Source organism: Streptomyces sp. NPDC051561 (assembly GCF_044454195.1).
GTDB lineage: Bacteria > Actinomycetota > Actinomycetes > Streptomycetales > Streptomycetaceae > Streptomyces.
Genome location: NZ_JBITDM010000001.1, coordinates 660371 through 675837 on the forward strand (window position 1 = coordinate 660371; position 15467 = coordinate 675837).

Annotated in this window: 15 protein-coding genes; 4 read left to right on the forward strand and 11 right to left on the reverse strand. The window is 71.8% G+C overall.

Translation table 11 applies throughout. The features are described from left to right. Positions 1-26: 26 nt before the first annotated feature. Positions 27-719, reverse strand: a complete 693-nt coding sequence (locus ACIA73_RS03020) for a class I SAM-dependent methyltransferase (protein WP_399436758.1) — start codon at positions 717-719, stop codon at positions 27-29. 193 nt (positions 720-912) lie between these two features. Between ACIA73_RS03020 and ACIA73_RS03025 the strand changes: the two genes are divergently transcribed. Then, on the forward strand, positions 913-2523 hold the full coding sequence (locus tag ACIA73_RS03025; protein WP_399436468.1) for a serine/threonine-protein kinase: 1611 nt from the start codon (positions 913-915) through the stop codon (positions 2521-2523). Between the two features lie 59 nt (positions 2524-2582). On the opposite strand, the gene ACIA73_RS03030 is transcribed toward ACIA73_RS03025, so the two are convergent. Further along, complete coding sequence (locus ACIA73_RS03030; protein WP_399436469.1) at positions 2583-3518, reverse strand: transglutaminase domain-containing protein; 936 nt, start codon at positions 3516-3518, stop codon at positions 2583-2585. A gap of 273 nt (positions 3519-3791) precedes the next feature. Continuing rightward, on the reverse strand, positions 3792-4805 hold the full coding sequence (locus ACIA73_RS03035) for a class I SAM-dependent methyltransferase (RefSeq protein WP_399436470.1): 1014 nt from the start codon (positions 4803-4805) through the stop codon (positions 3792-3794). Between the two features lie 47 nt (positions 4806-4852). On the opposite strand from ACIA73_RS03035, the gene ACIA73_RS03040 reads away from it, so the two are divergent. Further along, positions 4853-5434 (forward strand): helix-turn-helix domain-containing protein, encoded by a 582-nt coding sequence (locus ACIA73_RS03040; protein ID WP_399436471.1) that lies wholly within the window; start codon positions 4853-4855, stop codon positions 5432-5434. Here ACIA73_RS03040 and ACIA73_RS03045 read toward each other — a convergent pair. The 7 genes from ACIA73_RS03045 to ACIA73_RS03075 form a co-directional block, all read right to left on the reverse strand. Next, positions 5429-6679 carry an RNA polymerase sigma factor gene (locus ACIA73_RS03045; protein WP_399436759.1) on the reverse strand — a complete coding sequence of 417 codons (1251 nt, stop codon included), beginning with the start codon at positions 6677-6679 and terminating at the stop codon, positions 5429-5431. The genes ACIA73_RS03040 and ACIA73_RS03045 overlap by 6 nt on opposite strands. An 85-nt stretch (positions 6680-6764) precedes the next feature. Then, complete coding sequence (locus tag ACIA73_RS03050; protein WP_399436472.1) at positions 6765-7115, reverse strand: YciI family protein; 351 nt, start codon at positions 7113-7115, stop codon at positions 6765-6767. A gap of 141 nt (positions 7116-7256) precedes the next feature. Next, positions 7257-8879, reverse strand: coding sequence for an ABC transporter permease (locus ACIA73_RS03055; RefSeq protein ID WP_399436473.1), 1623 nt, complete (start codon positions 8877-8879; stop codon positions 7257-7259). 2 nt (positions 8880-8881) lie between these two features. Then, a complete protein-coding gene (locus tag ACIA73_RS03060) occupies positions 8882-9832 on the reverse strand; it encodes an ABC transporter ATP-binding protein (RefSeq protein WP_399436760.1) in 951 nt (316 codons plus the stop codon). A 200-nt stretch (positions 9833-10032) separates the two neighbouring features. After that, the gene (locus ACIA73_RS03065; protein WP_399436474.1) at positions 10033-11289 is read right to left on the reverse strand and encodes a sensor histidine kinase; all 1257 of its coding nucleotides are present in this window, start codon (positions 11287-11289) and stop codon (positions 10033-10035) included. Continuing rightward, positions 11286-11984 (reverse strand): response regulator, encoded by a 699-nt coding sequence (locus tag ACIA73_RS03070; RefSeq protein ID WP_399436475.1) that lies wholly within the window; start codon positions 11982-11984, stop codon positions 11286-11288. The genes ACIA73_RS03065 and ACIA73_RS03070 overlap by 4 nt, the downstream gene beginning before the upstream one ends. A gap of 85 nt (positions 11985-12069) precedes the next feature. Continuing rightward, a complete protein-coding gene (locus ACIA73_RS03075) occupies positions 12070-12666 on the reverse strand; it encodes a TetR family transcriptional regulator C-terminal domain-containing protein (protein ID WP_399436476.1) in 597 nt (198 codons plus the stop codon). Between the two features lie 72 nt (positions 12667-12738). Between ACIA73_RS03075 and ACIA73_RS03080 the strand changes: the two genes are divergently transcribed. Next, positions 12739-13785, forward strand: a complete 1047-nt coding sequence (locus ACIA73_RS03080; RefSeq protein ID WP_399436477.1) for a GNAT family N-acetyltransferase — start codon at positions 12739-12741, stop codon at positions 13783-13785. A gap of 61 nt (positions 13786-13846) precedes the next feature. Here ACIA73_RS03080 and ACIA73_RS03085 read toward each other — a convergent pair whose 3' ends face one another. Beyond that, a complete protein-coding gene (locus ACIA73_RS03085) occupies positions 13847-14242 on the reverse strand; it encodes a RidA family protein (protein ID WP_399436478.1) in 396 nt (131 codons plus the stop codon). A gap of 188 nt (positions 14243-14430) precedes the next feature. Between ACIA73_RS03085 and ACIA73_RS03090 the strand changes: the two genes are divergently transcribed. Continuing rightward, entirely contained in the window at positions 14431-15453 is a 1023-nt protein-coding gene (locus tag ACIA73_RS03090; RefSeq protein ID WP_399436479.1) for a helix-turn-helix transcriptional regulator, read from the forward strand. Positions 15454-15467: the final 14 nt, after the last annotated feature.

Consider the following 15467-nt stretch of genomic DNA (forward strand, 5'->3'; position numbering starts at 1 on the left):
CTTCACCCCCGCCCCGCGCGCCGGGTCTACTCCGCCGCCCTCATCAGCAGATGCCCCCGCCGGAAGCGCTCGCCCTCCGTCGGTTCGCGCAGCATCCGGCCCACCTCGGTGAGACCGGCATCGATCGCCATCCGTGCGAGGGCGTCGATCGGCCAGCGGTAGGCGGTGGTCACCTTGTGGTCGAAGGGGGTGACCGGGTCGCCGTCCGACTCGAAGAAGGCGAGCAGGAGGTGGCCGCCTGGAGCGAGTACCCGGCGGAACTCGGCGAAGTACGCCGGCAGTTCCTCCGGCGGGGTGTGGATGACCGAGTACCAGGAGACGACACCGGTCAGTGTGCTGTCCGCCAGTTCCAGGGCGCACATGTCGCCCACCTCGAACCGCAGGTCCGGGTACGCCTCACGGGCGAGGTCGATCATCACCGGCGACAGGTCGACACCGTAGACATCGATCCCCAGGTCCCGCAGATGCGCGGTCACCGGGCCCGGACCACAACCCAGTTCGGCGACGAGTGCCGGGGCAGGAGCGAGGGAGGAGGTGGAGGTGCAGGTAGCGGGGGCAGCAGGCGCGGGGGTGTCTCGTACGAAGTCGGCGAACGCGGCGATCATCGAATGGTCCAGCGAGGGGCTGACCAGGTCCGTGCGGTCGAGTCCGGCGTAGGTGACGGCGATGGCGTCGTAGGCGTCCGCGGTCACGACAAGGTGGGAGGAGGAGGCAGTCACATCAGTCACAAGCGTGCACCCTGGACCTCGCCCTCGTGCAGCTTCCGCCCGCGTTCGGACGAAGTGCGGACAGCCCGGTCGGCCCCGTGGAAGGATGATCTCTCCCTGAGAGCCTGTGGGCCGAACAGCCGACCGAAGTGATCCGCCGCATTCGAACGGGAGCGTGCCGCGCATGACGCTGTGACCTGGCGGCGTGCAGCTGCCTGAACGTATCGGCGGATACGTCGTGGAGCGGGAGCTGGGCGCCGGCGGCATGGGGACGGTGTATCTGGCGCGGTCGCGTGGCGGACGTACCGTCGCCGCCAAGGTCGCCCGGCCCGAACTGGCCGCCGATCCGCACTTCCGGGCACGGTTCCGGGCCGAGGTGGAGGCCGCACGCAAGGTCGGCGGGTTCCATACGGCGCCGGTGGTCGACGCGGACCCCGACGCACCCGCGCCGTGGCTGGCGACCGTGTACATAGCCGGGCCCACGCTCTCCGGGCTGCTGGCGGGGCGCGGGCCGATGAATGAGCCTCAACTCCGGCTGCTGGGCGCGGCGTTGGCTGAGGCGTTGCAGGCCATTCACGCGTGCGGGCTGATCCATCGCGACCTCAAGCCGGGCAACATCATCATGGCCGAGGACGGCCCGCGCGTACTCGACTTCGGTATCGCCCGCGCCGTCGAGAGCACCCGGCTGACCTCCACCGGCGCGGCCTTCGGCACCCCGGGGTTCCTCGCCCCCGAGCAGGCGCAGGGACTCGAAGTGGGACCGTCGGCCGATGTGTTCGCGCTGGGGGTGGTGCTGGTGGCGGCGGCCGGGGGCAGCGCGTTCGGCGAGGGGACGCCGATGGGACTGATGTACCGGTCGGTGCACGAGGCGGCGGACCTGTCGGCGGTTCCGGAGGGGATACGGCCGGTGGTGGCGGAGTGCCTGGCGAAGGATCCGGCTCAACGGCCCACGCTGGAAGCACTGTTGGACTTGCTCGCGCCGGAGACGGTACGGGCCGCCGAACCGGACCCGCCGCCGGCCACAGCCCCGGCCGCGCACCCACTCACCGTCCCGGACCCCGCCCCGGCCCCGGCCGCCACCATCACCCCGGCCGCCCCCGCTACCTCCGCGGGCCTCCCCCACGCCGCGACCGTTACGGCGGACCCGCGCCCCGCCGGCACACCCGGCTCCCCGCCCAGGAGTAACGCCAGGCCGTTCACCATCGCCCTGGCCGCCACCGCGCTCGTCGCAGGCCTCGCGATCCTCACCACGTACCTCACCGACAAGACCGACAAGGCGGACCCGAAGGACGACGCCCCGTTCCCCAAGGCCGTCTACGAACTCACCGTGCCCGCATGGGTGTTGAGGGAGGATTTCAAGGTCACGGATGACGCTTTCCCCACCATGGACGAGCCGCTCCCGGACGACGCGAACAGCAAGGGCGTGAAGATCATCAAGGGCGACTTCTTCGGGGCCGACGAAACTCTCGCGAGCAACCGGACGTTCGAAGTATCCGGCTACTACGGCCAGTTCAAGCAGCCGGAGCTGGAGCGCGGCAGTGAGATCCAGGAGCGGACCGGGACGAGTTCCACGGGGACGAGCGGGGCCGTGGTGAAGATCGACGACCGCAAGAAGGTACACGCGGCCGGCTGGGACGTCGAGATCAGTTGCGTGCGGGTGATCGACTCGTCCTACACCAACATCTGCGCCTGGGGCGACGCCAATACCGTGGGCCGTGTCATCTTCGACGACGGGTCGCCCATAGTCGCCCTGGACAGGGCAGCGGACGAGACGTACAAGATCCGCCAGGCGATGCGCAAGAAGATCGTCCACTGACCTGCCCCTGCCTGCCTACCCGCCCGCCCGCAAGCAGGCAGGCAGGCAGGCACAGGCGCTCAGCGCAGCGCGACCTCCACCGGCCCGTTGTGGGTCGTCATCGACAGCACCTTCGCCGGGACCCGCAGCCCGTCCTCCTGCGCGTAGAGCGCCCGGGCCGCCTCGTGCGGGACGGCGTCCCCGGTCACCATGGCCGCCCGGTCGTGGAGTGCGCGCAGGGCGTCCGTCAGGCCGGCGTCACCGGTGATGCCGAGGCCGGCGCCCCAGGTGTCCCACGGCAGTGGCTCCACCTTGTTGAGCGCGGCGAGGTCGAGGCGTACGACGCCCGCCGCGAACCACTCCCCCGTCAGCTCCGCGTCCGGGAGCCGCACTCCGAACGTCCTCGGGTCCGCCTCGCCCGCGCGTACCCGCCGCCAGGCCTCGCCCGAGACCAGGAAGCGGTCGCGCGGCACGTCCATCGGATCGAAGTCGACCGCCGGGCGGGCGTCGGCGTGCTGCGGGTCGGCGAGTTCGGCGTCGGCGAGGAGCCAGCGACTGCGAGTGGTGTCCCAGTACTCGACCAGGGTGTGGTCGGTGTGGAACCCGTCGGTGTCGAAGTAGTCGGCGAAGCCGAAGCGGAGCCGGGCGGGAGTGCCGGTGTGCCGGAGGAGTGAGCAGTGCAGGAGGGCGAAGTCGCGGCAGACGCCGACGAATCGGGCGGCGGGTACCCGGGGCCGGGTGAGCGGGGCGTCGTCGCGGGCGAGGAGGAGGCGGAGGATGTCGTCGAGGTAGCGGGTCTCGGCGTCGTGGTGCAGGCGCTCGGGCGGGTGGGCATGGCCGAAGAGGTTGCCTTCGAGACGATGGATCATCACGTCACGGGTGATGAGGGCGAGTTGAGTGACGTCGTCAGGCACGCCGGTGTAGTACGGGGCGAGGGCGCCGGGGTCGGAGGCGATGCTCTGGGCGGTGTAGAAGGCGGCGGCGGGCGGTGCGAGGGCAGTGGTGCGGTTGGGCATGGTGGGACCCCCGGGGTGGGACGGACAGACGGGCGGCGTGCTGGGCCGTAGTGCTGGGGCGGTGCGCCGGGCCCGAGTGCTGGACCTGGTCGACGTGTGAGATGCGCGGGAATGCGCGGGGTACGTCGAGACGCATTGGCTGCCGCACCGGACGCACGCAACTGGGCGCGCCGGTCCAGCAGTTCACCTGCCGGGCCGACACGCCCACACGCTGCCAAATTTCGGGCCGATCAGTCCAGTCCCCGGCCCGCCCTCGCCCCTTGGAGCCGGTGTCTAGGCCCGCCTGGCGACGTACACCGTCCGGCTCGTCTGCACGGTGAGGTCGTCGCGCTTGCTGATCTCGTGCGGGCCGCCGTCCTCGACGAGCGCGTCGAGTGCGGCCAGGTCGTCTGCTTCGAGGCTGTCGCTCAGGCCCTCGCGCAGGCGGCGCAGGGTGGCCCGGGCGTAGCGGCCGGTGGCCGCGGGGAGCGGGTCCTTCAGGTCGATGGCGAACTCGCGCACGGCCTCCACCTTGAAGCCGGCCCGGGTCAGCCGTGCCGCCCAGTCGTCGCCGAGGTGCGGTACGTCGACGGTGTGCCGCTCCTGGACCACGGCGTGGCAGCGGTCCTCCAGGCCGGGGCGGCCCAGGCCGGGGCCGAGGTCGCGGGGGAGGAAGCGCGGGAACGGCAGCTCGGTGTTCATCTCGGCCGCGACCAGCAGCCCGCCGGGGCGGAGTGCGGCAAGGATCTCGGCCAGCGAACGGTCCGGGTCCGCCATGTGGTGGAGGGACGCGGAGGCCCAGATCAGGTCGAAGGAGTCCAGGCCCTCGCCCTGCGGCCACCCCTCGTCCAGGTTCGCCCGTACGGCACGCACCTGATCCGCGATCCCGGCCTCCCGGGCCTTCTCGGTGAACCGGTCGAGCATCGTCTCCGACATGTCCAGGGCGACGGCCTCGGCGCCCTCGAACTGGCGGAGCAGGGCACGGGTGCCGGTGCCGGTGCCGCTTCCCAGGTCGGCGATACGGCGCGGGGGCGCGTCGGCGGTCAGCTCGCCGAGCCAGCCCATGAGCTCGGAGAGGTACGCGCCGAGCACCTCAGCATCGAGCTCAAGAAGCTCCGCGAGGGCGGCCTCGGCGGCGGGGTCGGGGGCGGCGGAGTGGTCGTGGCCGTGAGCGTGGCCCTGCCCGGCGTGAGCCCCGTGCCCGGACCCGGACCCGGACCCGTGCCCATGCCCGTGCCCAGCCCCGGCGTCGTGCCCGTGCCCGTGTCGGTCTTCCTGCTGATTGTCCTGCTGCTGCTCATTTCCCATGCTTCGAGCGTACGACGCCCTTGCGTACTCGGCATACAATCTTGCGTATGACGCAAGAAGCAGATCTCGATGACCTGGTCCGCAAGCGCCTCCGGGGGCTGCGCCTCGCCAAGGGCTGGTCACTGGACGAGCTGGCGGCCCGCTGCTACCTGAGCCCCTCCACGCTGAGCCGCATCGAGACGGGCCACCGCCGTATCGCCCTCGACCAGCTCGCACCACTCGCCCGCGCCCTGGGCACCAGCCTCGACCATCTGGTGGACACCACCACCGACGACGACGTGGTGATCCGCCCGCACCGCGACGAGTCCCGGGGCCGTACCACCTGGCTGCTCAACCGCGACTCGGGCCCGAACGGCTTCACCGTCGCCAAGATGCGCTTCACCAAACCGGCCCCCCGGGACGACGGCGGGGGCTCCCTGCGCGTCCATCCCGGGAAGGACTGGTTCACCGTCCTCTCCGGGACGGTCGAACTGATCCTGGGCGAGCGCACCATCCTGGTCGCGACCGGCGAGGCTGCCGAGTTCTCCACCATGGTCCCGCACGCCTTCGGCGCCCACGAAGGCCCCGCCGAACTCCTCTGCATCCTCGACCACGACGGCCAGCGCACCCATTTGCACCCGTCGTCATAGAGCCTCTCCGGAGCCCCCCAGTGTTCCCTCCAACTTCCCCCGCAGGTAAGCCCGTTCGGGCTCCGTGCCCGCCAGCTCCAGGGCCCGCCGGTACGAGTCGGAGGCCTCGGGGAGGCGACCCAGGCGGGCGAGGAGGTCCGCGCGCACCGCGTGGAAGGGGTGGTGGCTGCGGAGTTGGGGATCGTCGGCGAGGGTGTCGAGAAGGGTGAGGCCGGCTGCGGGGCCGTCGCGCATGGCGAGGGCGACCGCGCGGTTCAGTTCGACGACGGGGGACGGGGTGAGGGTGCGCAACACGTCGTAGAGCGCGACGAGTTGGGGCCAGTCGGTGGTGGCGAGGGTGGGGGCCTCGTCGTGCAGGGCGGCGATCGCGGCCTGTACGCCGTAGGGGCCGGGTGGGCCGCCGGTGAGGGCGGTGACCGTGAGGGAGCTGCCCTCGTCGATCAGGGGGTGGTCCCAGCGGGTGCGGTCCTGGTCCTCCAGGAGGACCGGTGCGCCGTCCGGGGTGGTGCGGGCGGCGCGGCGGGCGTGGATGAGGAGCATCAGCGCGAGCAGGCCGGTGACCTCGCGTTCGGCGGGCATCAGGCGGTGCAGGATGCGGGCCAGCCGGATGGCCTCCGCCGCGAGGTCGGTGCGCTGGAGGTGGGGGCCGGAGCTGGCGGCGTACCCCTCGGTGAAGACGGAGTACAGGACCTGGAGGACGCCGGGCAGCCGTTCCGGCAGTTCGTCGGTGCCGGGGACGCGGAACGGAATGCGTGCCTCTCGGATCTTCTTCTTGGCGCGGACGATGCGCTGGGCCATGGTGGCCGTCGGGAGGAGGAAGGCGCGCGCGACCTCGGGGGTGGTGAGACCGGCCAGGCAGCGCAGGGTGAGCGCGATGCGGTCCTCGGCGGCGAGGGCCGGGTGGGCGCAGGTGAAGAAGAGCTGGAGGCGTTCGTCGGGGAGGCCGCCGTCGGTGTCCCCGGGCGGCGGGGCCGGGTCGGCGCGGTCCGCCTCCACCTGAAGGGTGGCAAGCCGGGCGGCGTACGCCTGGTCGCGGCGCAGCCGGTCCACGGCCTTGCGGCGCGCGGTGGTCAGCAACCAGGCGCCGGGCCTGGCCGGCACGCCCTGTACCGGCCAGTGCACCAGTGCCGCCTCGACGGCTTCGGAGGCGACGTCCTCGGCCAGATCGAGATCGCCGAAACGGCGGACGAGGGAGGCGAGAAGCCGTCCGCGCTCCTCGCGGAAGACGGACTCGACGCAGGAGATCGCCCCGCCCGCAACCTCGTCCCGGCCCCGTGCCTCGTCCTCGCTCCCGTCCCCGTCCCCGTCCCGGTCCCGGTCCCGCACGGTTCTAGGCTCCGAAGTCCGCGACCGGCCGTACGACGACCGAGCCGCTGCCACGGGAGCCCGGGCACCGTGCGGCCCAGTCGAGAGCGGCGTCCAGGTCCGGTACGTCGATGACGTAGAAGCCGCCGAGGACCTCGCGGCTCTCCGCGAAGGGGCCGTCGGTGACGGTCCGCTTCCCGTCCTCGCCGACCCGCACCCGGGTGGCCGTGACGAGGTCGGCGAGCGACTCGCTGGAGACCCGGATCCCGGCGTCCTCCACCTCCTTGTCGTAGGCCATCCAGTCCTCGACGGTGCACTCGGCGGCGTTGCCGGTCTCGTCGATCGCACCGGCGGTGATCAGCAGCATGTACTTCATGATCGGACTCCTGTCCGGGCCGCTCGGGGCCCGTCTGTTCCCATGTTCCCCGGTGCGGCGGGTCGCCGTACCGGCCCTTCACCATGACGACGAACGGGATGCGGCCGGATCGACAGCCCCGCCGGAGATTCTTCTTCCGCACTACCCTGCCGCCCGCCGCGCCGTACTCGTGGCGAAGACGATTCCGAGCATGGCCGCCGTCCCGCCGATCAGCACCCCGGCCGACATCCCGGCGGGCATCCCGTCGGGGCCGCGCAGTGCGCCCATGAAGTCGAGGGGGGCGATGCCGTTGACGGCTCCGTACCAGAGGGGCAGGTACACCGCCTGGAAGAGGCGGTGGGTGCGGCTCAGGGTGCCGAGAACCAGGGCGAGGGACGGGATGAAGAGGGCGCCGAGGAGCCAGTGGAGGAGGCCCGTGGTGTCCGCGCCGGTGGCCATCCTGACGGCGGGGCCGATCCCGGCGGCCGCCGTGAGCAGGAATCCCGCGCCCCACTCGGCGGCGATCCGCCGGTGCGCCGTCGGGTAGGCGCCGAGGATGGCTTCGACTCCGGCCTCGTAGCGTTGCGTGCCCAGCCGGGACCAGATCAGCACGGGCCAGAGCCACGCCAGCGGGAGCAGCACGCGGGCGACTGCGGTGGCGGGGGTGACCAGCTGCGAGATCCCGGCGAGGGTGACCACGCCCGCCCACCACCACAGGGGAATCCCCTGGATCAGGATCCGCACCTCACCGACGAGCAGCCGCACGGCCGGGTTGCTCCGCGTTACCTGGCCGCGCGGCAGCCCGCCGAAAGGTTTCGTACGGGGGCCGGGCCCGCCCGCATCAGCGGCTGCCACAACGGGTGCGTCAGGAACGGCCCGGCCACGCACGCCACGGCCACGCGCGGGGTCGACCGCACGGCCACGCGCGGGGTCGAAGCGCGGGAACCACAGGGCCGGCAGCAGGGCCAGCGCCACCCCGATCGCCACGAGCGCGAGACGGGTGGCGAGGTACTGACCGCTCGGCACGAAGCCACTGAAGTCGAACGTCTTCAGCGGCGCCTCGATCAAGGTCAGACCCAGGCTGAACTCGCCCACCTCGGTCGGATCGATGCCCTGCGCCTTCAGCGACGCCCCGAGCGACTCCACCACCGAGTGCACCCCGATGCCGCCGAGCGGGGCGTTCGGGCCCTGCCCGCCGATCGCGAGCACGGACCAGACGAAGAACCAGAGGATGTTGCCGAACCCGGCCCGCAGCAGCGGGACCGCCTCGAAGAGGAGGGCGGCGCCTGCGGTGAGGACCATAAGGGGCAGCGCGATCAGGAGGAACGGCTTGAGCAGCTCGACAGGGTCGACGGCCATCACCTCCCCCCTGGCGAGCTGCATGACCACGGCGGTCACGGCCAGCACCCCGAGCATCGAGGCGAGCACCAGCACACTGCTCAGGAACTTCGAGGCGAGGTAGTGGTGGTTCTTCACCGGGGTCGCGGCGAGCAGCCGGCCGACGCCGGTGCTCTCGTCGCGGGAGAGGGCGTTGCGGACGACGTAGAAGCCGCCGAGGGAGAGCCAGAGGGCCCCGGCGAGCGCGACGACCGTACCGATGTAGGCGCTGTTGTACGTGCCCCGGTAGTCGCCGACCTGCACCACCACCCAGCCTGCCTCCCCGGCAGGTGTGGCGAGGTGGCCGAGGCCGACGGCGGCGAGCAGGATCACGGCGTACGCGGGCCGGCGGACCCGGTCCCGGAAGTCACCGACGGCGAGCGCGAAGAGAGTACGCGGAGTACGCATGGCTATCGTCCCCCGGCACGGACGGAGGGGTGGAGGGGCGGGTGGGCGGAGGTGTTGCCCCCGGCGGTGTTGCCTCCGGCGGTGCCGCCCACGGCGCCGTTCACGGTCGCCAGATAGGCGTCCTCCAGGTCCGGTGTGACCTGCCGGGCGGCCGGATGTGGCGGTCGGTGGGCCAGCAGACGTACCCGGACCCCCTCACTGGTGCGCACCGTGCGGGTGACCGGATGGCGCTGTTGCAGCCCCGGCAGGTCGGCCGGGGCTGCCACCGCCTCCCAGACCTGGCCCTCGATGGAGGCGATCAGCTGCTCGGGGCTGCCCCGGTACAGCAGCCGCCCCTGGGCGACCACCGCGATGTCGGCCGCGACGGACTCCACGTCCGAGACGATGTGGGTGGAGAGCATCACCGCCCGGTCCACGGCCAGTTCGCCGAGGAGATTGCGGAAGCGGACGCGTTCCTCGGGGTCGAGGCCCGCGGTGGGCTCGTCCACGATGATCACCTGCGGGTCGGCGAGCAGTGCCTGCGCGATGCCGACCCGGCGCATCATGCCGCCGGAGTACTTGCCGAGCGGGCGCTTGAGGGCCTCGGTGAGGTTGACCAGTTCGAGGAGTTCGTCGATACGGGTGCGGGCGGAGCGCGCGGAGAGCCCCTTGGCCGCCGCGAGGTAGCCGAGGAACTCGCGGGAGGTGAGGTTCGGGTAGACCCCGAAGTCCTGTGGGAGGTAGCCGAGTTGGCGTCGCAGTGCGTCCGGCTTGGCGACCACGTCCGTGCCGTGGAAGAGGACCTGGCCGCTGGTGGGGCGGGTGACTGTCGCGGCGATCCGCATCAGCGAGGACTTGCCCGCGCCGTTGGGACCGAGGAGGCCGAGCATGCCGCGCTCCATGCGCAGGGTGGTGTGATCCACGGCGCGCTTGCCGCCTCGGTAGACCTTGGTGATGTCGTTGAGTTCCAGCATGGTGCGCTGCGCCTCCGGGCGAGTCATCGGGTCATCGGGTGGAGTCCCAGATTCATCCGTGGAGCGCGGGGGCACATCTGCCGTTCGGCAGAGATTGGCGGGGTTCTTGGTACGGGGGCGGTACGGCGGAGGCAGCGGTGTCACAGCGGGGCCGACGGTGTCACGGCGGAGGCAGCGATGTCACAGCGGGGGCGACGGCGTTACGGCAATGGCTTCACCGCCGCGCCCTGCACCGGCAACGTGCCACTGACCTGCCACCCCGTACCCGTCGCACCCGCCGAGAGTTCCCCACCGAGCACGACGAACCGCTCCCGCATCCCCACCAGACCGGTCCCACCGCCTTCCCGCTGACCGAGCAGCACACCGCCCCGGCCTCCCAGGCCGCCTCCGCCGCCCCCACCTCCCGCGTCGTCCGTAACCGCCACGCACAACCGGTCCCCGCCCTCGCGCCGCACGGACACGCTCACCGACGAGGCCTCCGCCGCGTGCCGCCGCACATTGGTCAGGGCTTCGATGACCATGCTGTACGCCGTCTCGTCGGCCTCCTCGCGGAGCGCGCCGACCAGTTCCGCGTCCAGGTCGAGCACGGCGGGGGCGGACCCGGACGCCGAGAACCGGTCGACGAGCTCCGGCAGGTCCGCGAGGCCGTGAACACGGAGCGGGGAGTGGTCCGCGGCCGGCAGGGCCTCCGTATCGGCCCCCGCTCCAGCCCCCGCCCCGCCCTCATCGGGCTGCCGCAAGGTGTGCAGTGCGCGGTCCATCTGGTCCAGGGCGCGCAGCCCCGACTCCTCCAGCCTGCCCAGGAGTTCGCGGTGCTGGTCCGGATCGTGCGGAGTGGCCCGCGCTGCCTGTACTTCGATGAGCATGCCGGTCAGTTCGTGCGCGACGAAATCGTGCAGTACCCGTGCCATGTGCAGCCGCTGGTCCTGCCGGGCCTCGACGACGGCCCGGCGCCGACGGGCGTCGGTGGTACGCAGATGGCCGCCGATCAGGAGTGCTCCCGCCACCGGCACCATCGCGATCAGCACCATCGAGAGGGAGACGTTCGCCCCGGACGCCGGATTCCGCAGCGTGAACCGCAACGGCACCGCCAGCACCAACAGCGCCGCCAACCCCGCGACGGGCACCACCCGCCGACGTACCCCCCGCACCAACCGCCCCACCAGCACCAACAGCGCGACAAACTCGAACGGCATCCACAGCAGCGCGATGCCCTGATGGCCGGAGTACCCGACATCGGCGACCACGGACAGCCCGGTGGCCGCCGACGCCGCCACCGGCAGCGTGATCCGCCCCCACGGCAGCGGCACCAGCACCGCGAGCACGGCCACCAGGGCACTGAAAGCGAACAGGAACCCCAGGGGCGGCCCCAGCAGCGCGGGCGCCAACAGCAGCACGGCACCCGCCGCGCAGCCCGACTTCCTTGCCCAGCCCCACCGCTGGACGTCCGTCGTCATGCGCTCGGGCTCCCTGCCGCGTACCCCATCTCCCATGCCCGGACCGCGATCCCGACCCGGTTGCGGACACCCAACTTCCGCTGGATGCTGGCCACATGGGTCTTGACCGTGCCCGCCGAGATGAACGTCTCCCCCGCTATGTCGGCGTTGGTCAGTCCCTCCGCGACCTTCGCCGCGATCTCGATCTCCCGCCTGGTCAGCTTCTCGGTCATCGCGAGCCGCTCGGCACCCCGCCCGGGCACCCCGCCCCCGCCGCCACCTGCACCCCCTCCGGTGACGTGCTTCAGCAGCCGCACCGTGACGGACGGGCTGATCAGGCTGTCCCCCGCCATCGCCGCCCGGACCGCCTCCACCAGCAGCGCGGGCCCCGAGCGTTTGAGCAGGAACCCCACGGCGCCGTAGCGCAGCGCCGGATAGACGTACTCGTCCAGGTCGAAGGTGGTGACGACGACCACCTTCACCGGCAGCTCCGCCGCGCTCGCGTGCAAGGTGCGGGTGACCTCCAGGCCGTCCATGCGCGGCATCCGTACGTCCACGAGCGCCACGTCGGGCCGCAGCCGGCGCGCCGCAGCCAGGGCGTCCACCCCGTCGACGGCCTCGCCGACCACCTCGATGTCCGCCTGGGCCTCAAGGATCCGCCGCATGCCACGGCGGACCGCCTCCTGATCGTCGGCCAACAGCACTCGAATCGTCACGACCGGCATTCTCGCAGGTACGAGGGCTGGAGATCCCGAAAGGGGTGATTACGGAGACCAGTTGGGACTTCCCGGCGTCCGCGTCTCAGTGCCCGCGCCTCAGCGACTCCAGCAGGTCGTCGAGCATGGCCGTCTGTACGTCCTCGGGGAAGTGGTCCGGGTCGAAGAGGGCCTGGACGACGAGGCCGTGGGTGAACGCGACGGCGGTGGCGGCCAAATGGGCGGGGTCGGCGGTGGCGGGGAGTTCACCGAGGGTGCGGGCGGTTTCGAAGTGGGGGCGGAGGGTCGCGCGCAGGCGGGTGTAGCGGGCGGCCTGGTCGGTGCTGAGTCCCTGGTCGGCGAGGGAGTGGTCCCAGGAGCTGACCCAGATGCGGTTGCGGGCGGTGTCGCCGGGGGTCAGCGGGAGGATGTCGAGGAGCATCGCCCGCACGGACGCGAGGCCCTCGGCCGGGGGTGTGCGGCGGGGGCGTGCGGCGGTGCGCTTCTCCAGCAGGTCCAGGGCGTGCGCGAGCAGGGCGCGCTTGGCCGGGAAGTAGTGCATCAGCATGCCGGTCGAGACACCCATGGCGGTGGCCACGGCGCGCAGGGTCAGCCCGCCGAATCCCTTGTCGGCCAGCACCTCCCACACCGCTCTGGACACGTCCTCGCGGCGGGCTTCCCGGTCTCCTGGTGCTGGCGGCATGGTGTTACCTTACGACGTACCGAACACTTGTTATGTACCGCTGGTGAAGTTCCCCGGAAACGAGGTAGCCCCGTGCTCAGCGTGCCACTCGGCGAGAATGCCCTGCTCAAGCCTCTGGAGCCCTGGTCCGCACCGGAGTTCCTCGCGCACATCGAGCGCGCCCGGCCGACCGTCGACCCGTGGATCCCGTGGGCGACCTTCACCACGGACCTCCCCTCCGCCACCGCCACCCTCCAGCGGTACGCCGACCGGCAGGTCGCGGACACCGGCCGGATCTACGGGATCTGGCTGGACGGGACGCTGGTCGGCGGGGTGATGTTCCCGCGCTTCGACGCCGCGTCCGGGGTGTGCGAGATCGGCTGCTGGACGGAGGCGGCCGGGGAGGGCCACGGGCTGGTGACCCGGGCCTGCCGGATGCTGGTCGACTGGGCCTTCGGCGAGCGGGGGATGAGCCGGATCGAGTGGGTCGCGCCGGTGGGGAACACCCGGAGCATCGCCGTCGCGCGGCGGCTGGGCATGACGAAGGAGGGGGTGCAGCGGAAGCTGTCGCCGTACTCGCCGTCCGGCGGGCCCGACGGCGTACGCCAGGACTGCGAGCTGTGGTCGCTGCTTGCGGAGGAGTGGGGCGCGGCAGGCACGGAAGGTGCCGGAGGTACGGAGGCCGTGGAGGCCGGGGAACGCGTGACGGCCGTGGAGGCCGAGGAATCCGTGGCGGCCGTGGAGGCCGAACTGGACCGGCTGATGGGCGTGTTCATGGGTGCCTTCACCAATACCGGCGGGCGTCGGCCTGACCTGGAGGTGATCCGGGAGGTCTTCGTCCCGCAGGGCACCATCGTCAGCAACGTCGGCGACAAGCCGGTCTTCTACGACCTCGACTCCTTCATCGAACCCCGGCAGCGGATGCTCAGCGACGGGACGCTGACGGAGTTCTCCGAGTGGGAGACGGTCGCGCACACCAAGGTCTTCGGCTCGGTCGCGCACCGCTTCAGCCAGTACCGCAAGTCGGGGGTCAGGGACGGCGGGCACTTCGAGGGCGCGGGCGGCAAGACCACCCAGTTCCTGCGGACGGCGGAGGGCTGGCGGATCAGCTCGATGGCCTGGGACGACGTACCCGGGTAGCCCCTCGGCGTACCCGGGCACCCGCCCGCGTACCGCCACGTACAGCACGCGGCGTCTCACCTCACGCGACGGCGGTCCCCTCCAGTTCGACCATCAGCGTGGGGACCGCCAGCCGGGTCACCCCGAGCATCGTGCTGGCGGGCGCCGCCCCGGCAGCCCCCAACCGCGCCGCCAGCAGCCCGAAGTGCGGGAGGAGCAGATCGACGTCGGTGGTGTAGACGTTCAGCCGGACCAGGTTCGCGAGGGACATGCCGGCCCCGGCGAGAACCGCCTCCAGGTTGTCGAGGCTCAGCGTCAGTTGCGCCGCCATGTCACCCTCGTGCTCGGGCTTGCCCTCGCCGCTCATCGCGGTCTGCCCGGCGAGGTACAGCGTCCGGGTGTTCCCCGATACGAGCTCGCCCTGGCTGTAACCCAACTCCCCCGACCAGGCCCACGGGTTGACCTTCGTACGCTCCATAGCCACATCCACTCTCTTCGGTCATTCTCTTCGGTCACGCTTTTCGGTCCCGCCATACGGTTCAGCGACACATCTCAGTGACATCGTCCGCACCCAACTACCGGGCTTGCGGGCCTCGTTGATGTCGTACGCAGAGCCTCGCAATGAATCACGACATCCACTGTCATGTATGCGATTAGCGTGTGCGCATGCGCGCCGACAGGTTGGTCTCCCTCGTACTGCTGCTGCGGCAGCGCGGCCGGCAGTCCGCAGCCACGCTGGCCCGGGAGCTGGAGGTTTCCACCCGTACGGTGCTGCGCGACATCGAGGCGCTGTCGGCGGCCGGGGTCCCGGTCTACGCCGAACGCGGACGGCACGGCGGCTTCTCGCTGCTGCCCGGCTTCCAGACCCGGCTCACCGGCCTCAATCACGACGAGGCGCTCGCCCTGCTGGTCGCCGGATCGCGGCGCGGGGCGCAGGCGTTCGGCCTGGGTTCGGCGCTCGCCTCGGCCGTGCTCAAGGTCGTCGACGCACTGCCCGACACCCATCGCGACACCGCCGCCGGAGTGGCCGAGCGACTGCTCATCGACCCGGAGACCGACCTCCTCTCCCGCCGGGTGGTCACCGAGGAGCTGTCCGACGCGGTGGTGGCCGAGGTCCGGGGCGCGGTGTTCGCCGGCCACAAGCTGCGCATCCGCTACGCCGCCACCGACCGGCCACCGCAGTGGCGCACGGTGGACCCGGTCGGCCTGGTCACCGTGCGGGAACGTGGCTACCTGCTGGCCACGAAATCCGGCGCCGACCGCACCTACCGGCTGTCCCGCATCCTGGCCGCCGAGGAACTCGACGAGCCCGCCGAACGACCGGACCGGGTCGACCTGACCCGCACCTGGCAGGAACGCAGCACCCGGTTCCGCTCCGGCGGCGACCAGGTCACCGTGCTGGTACGGGTGAATCCGGCCCGGCGGGAGGAACTGCTGGACACGGCACTGGCCGCCCACGCCGAGGAGTCCGAGGGCGGCGCTGAGGGGGCCGGCCCATCGGAGACCGACCCGGACGGCTGGCTGCGCCTGGAAGTGGCGTTCCAGGACTCCCGCCACGCCGAATGGGCCCTGTGGCAGCTCGCTCCGCACGCGGAGGCACTCGCCCCGCAGTGGCTCCGCACCTCGCTGCGCGACCGGGCGGCCGCGCTCGCCGCCGCGTACGGGGACCGCCGGGGCGTCACGGGGTGACGAGGCGGGGTTCC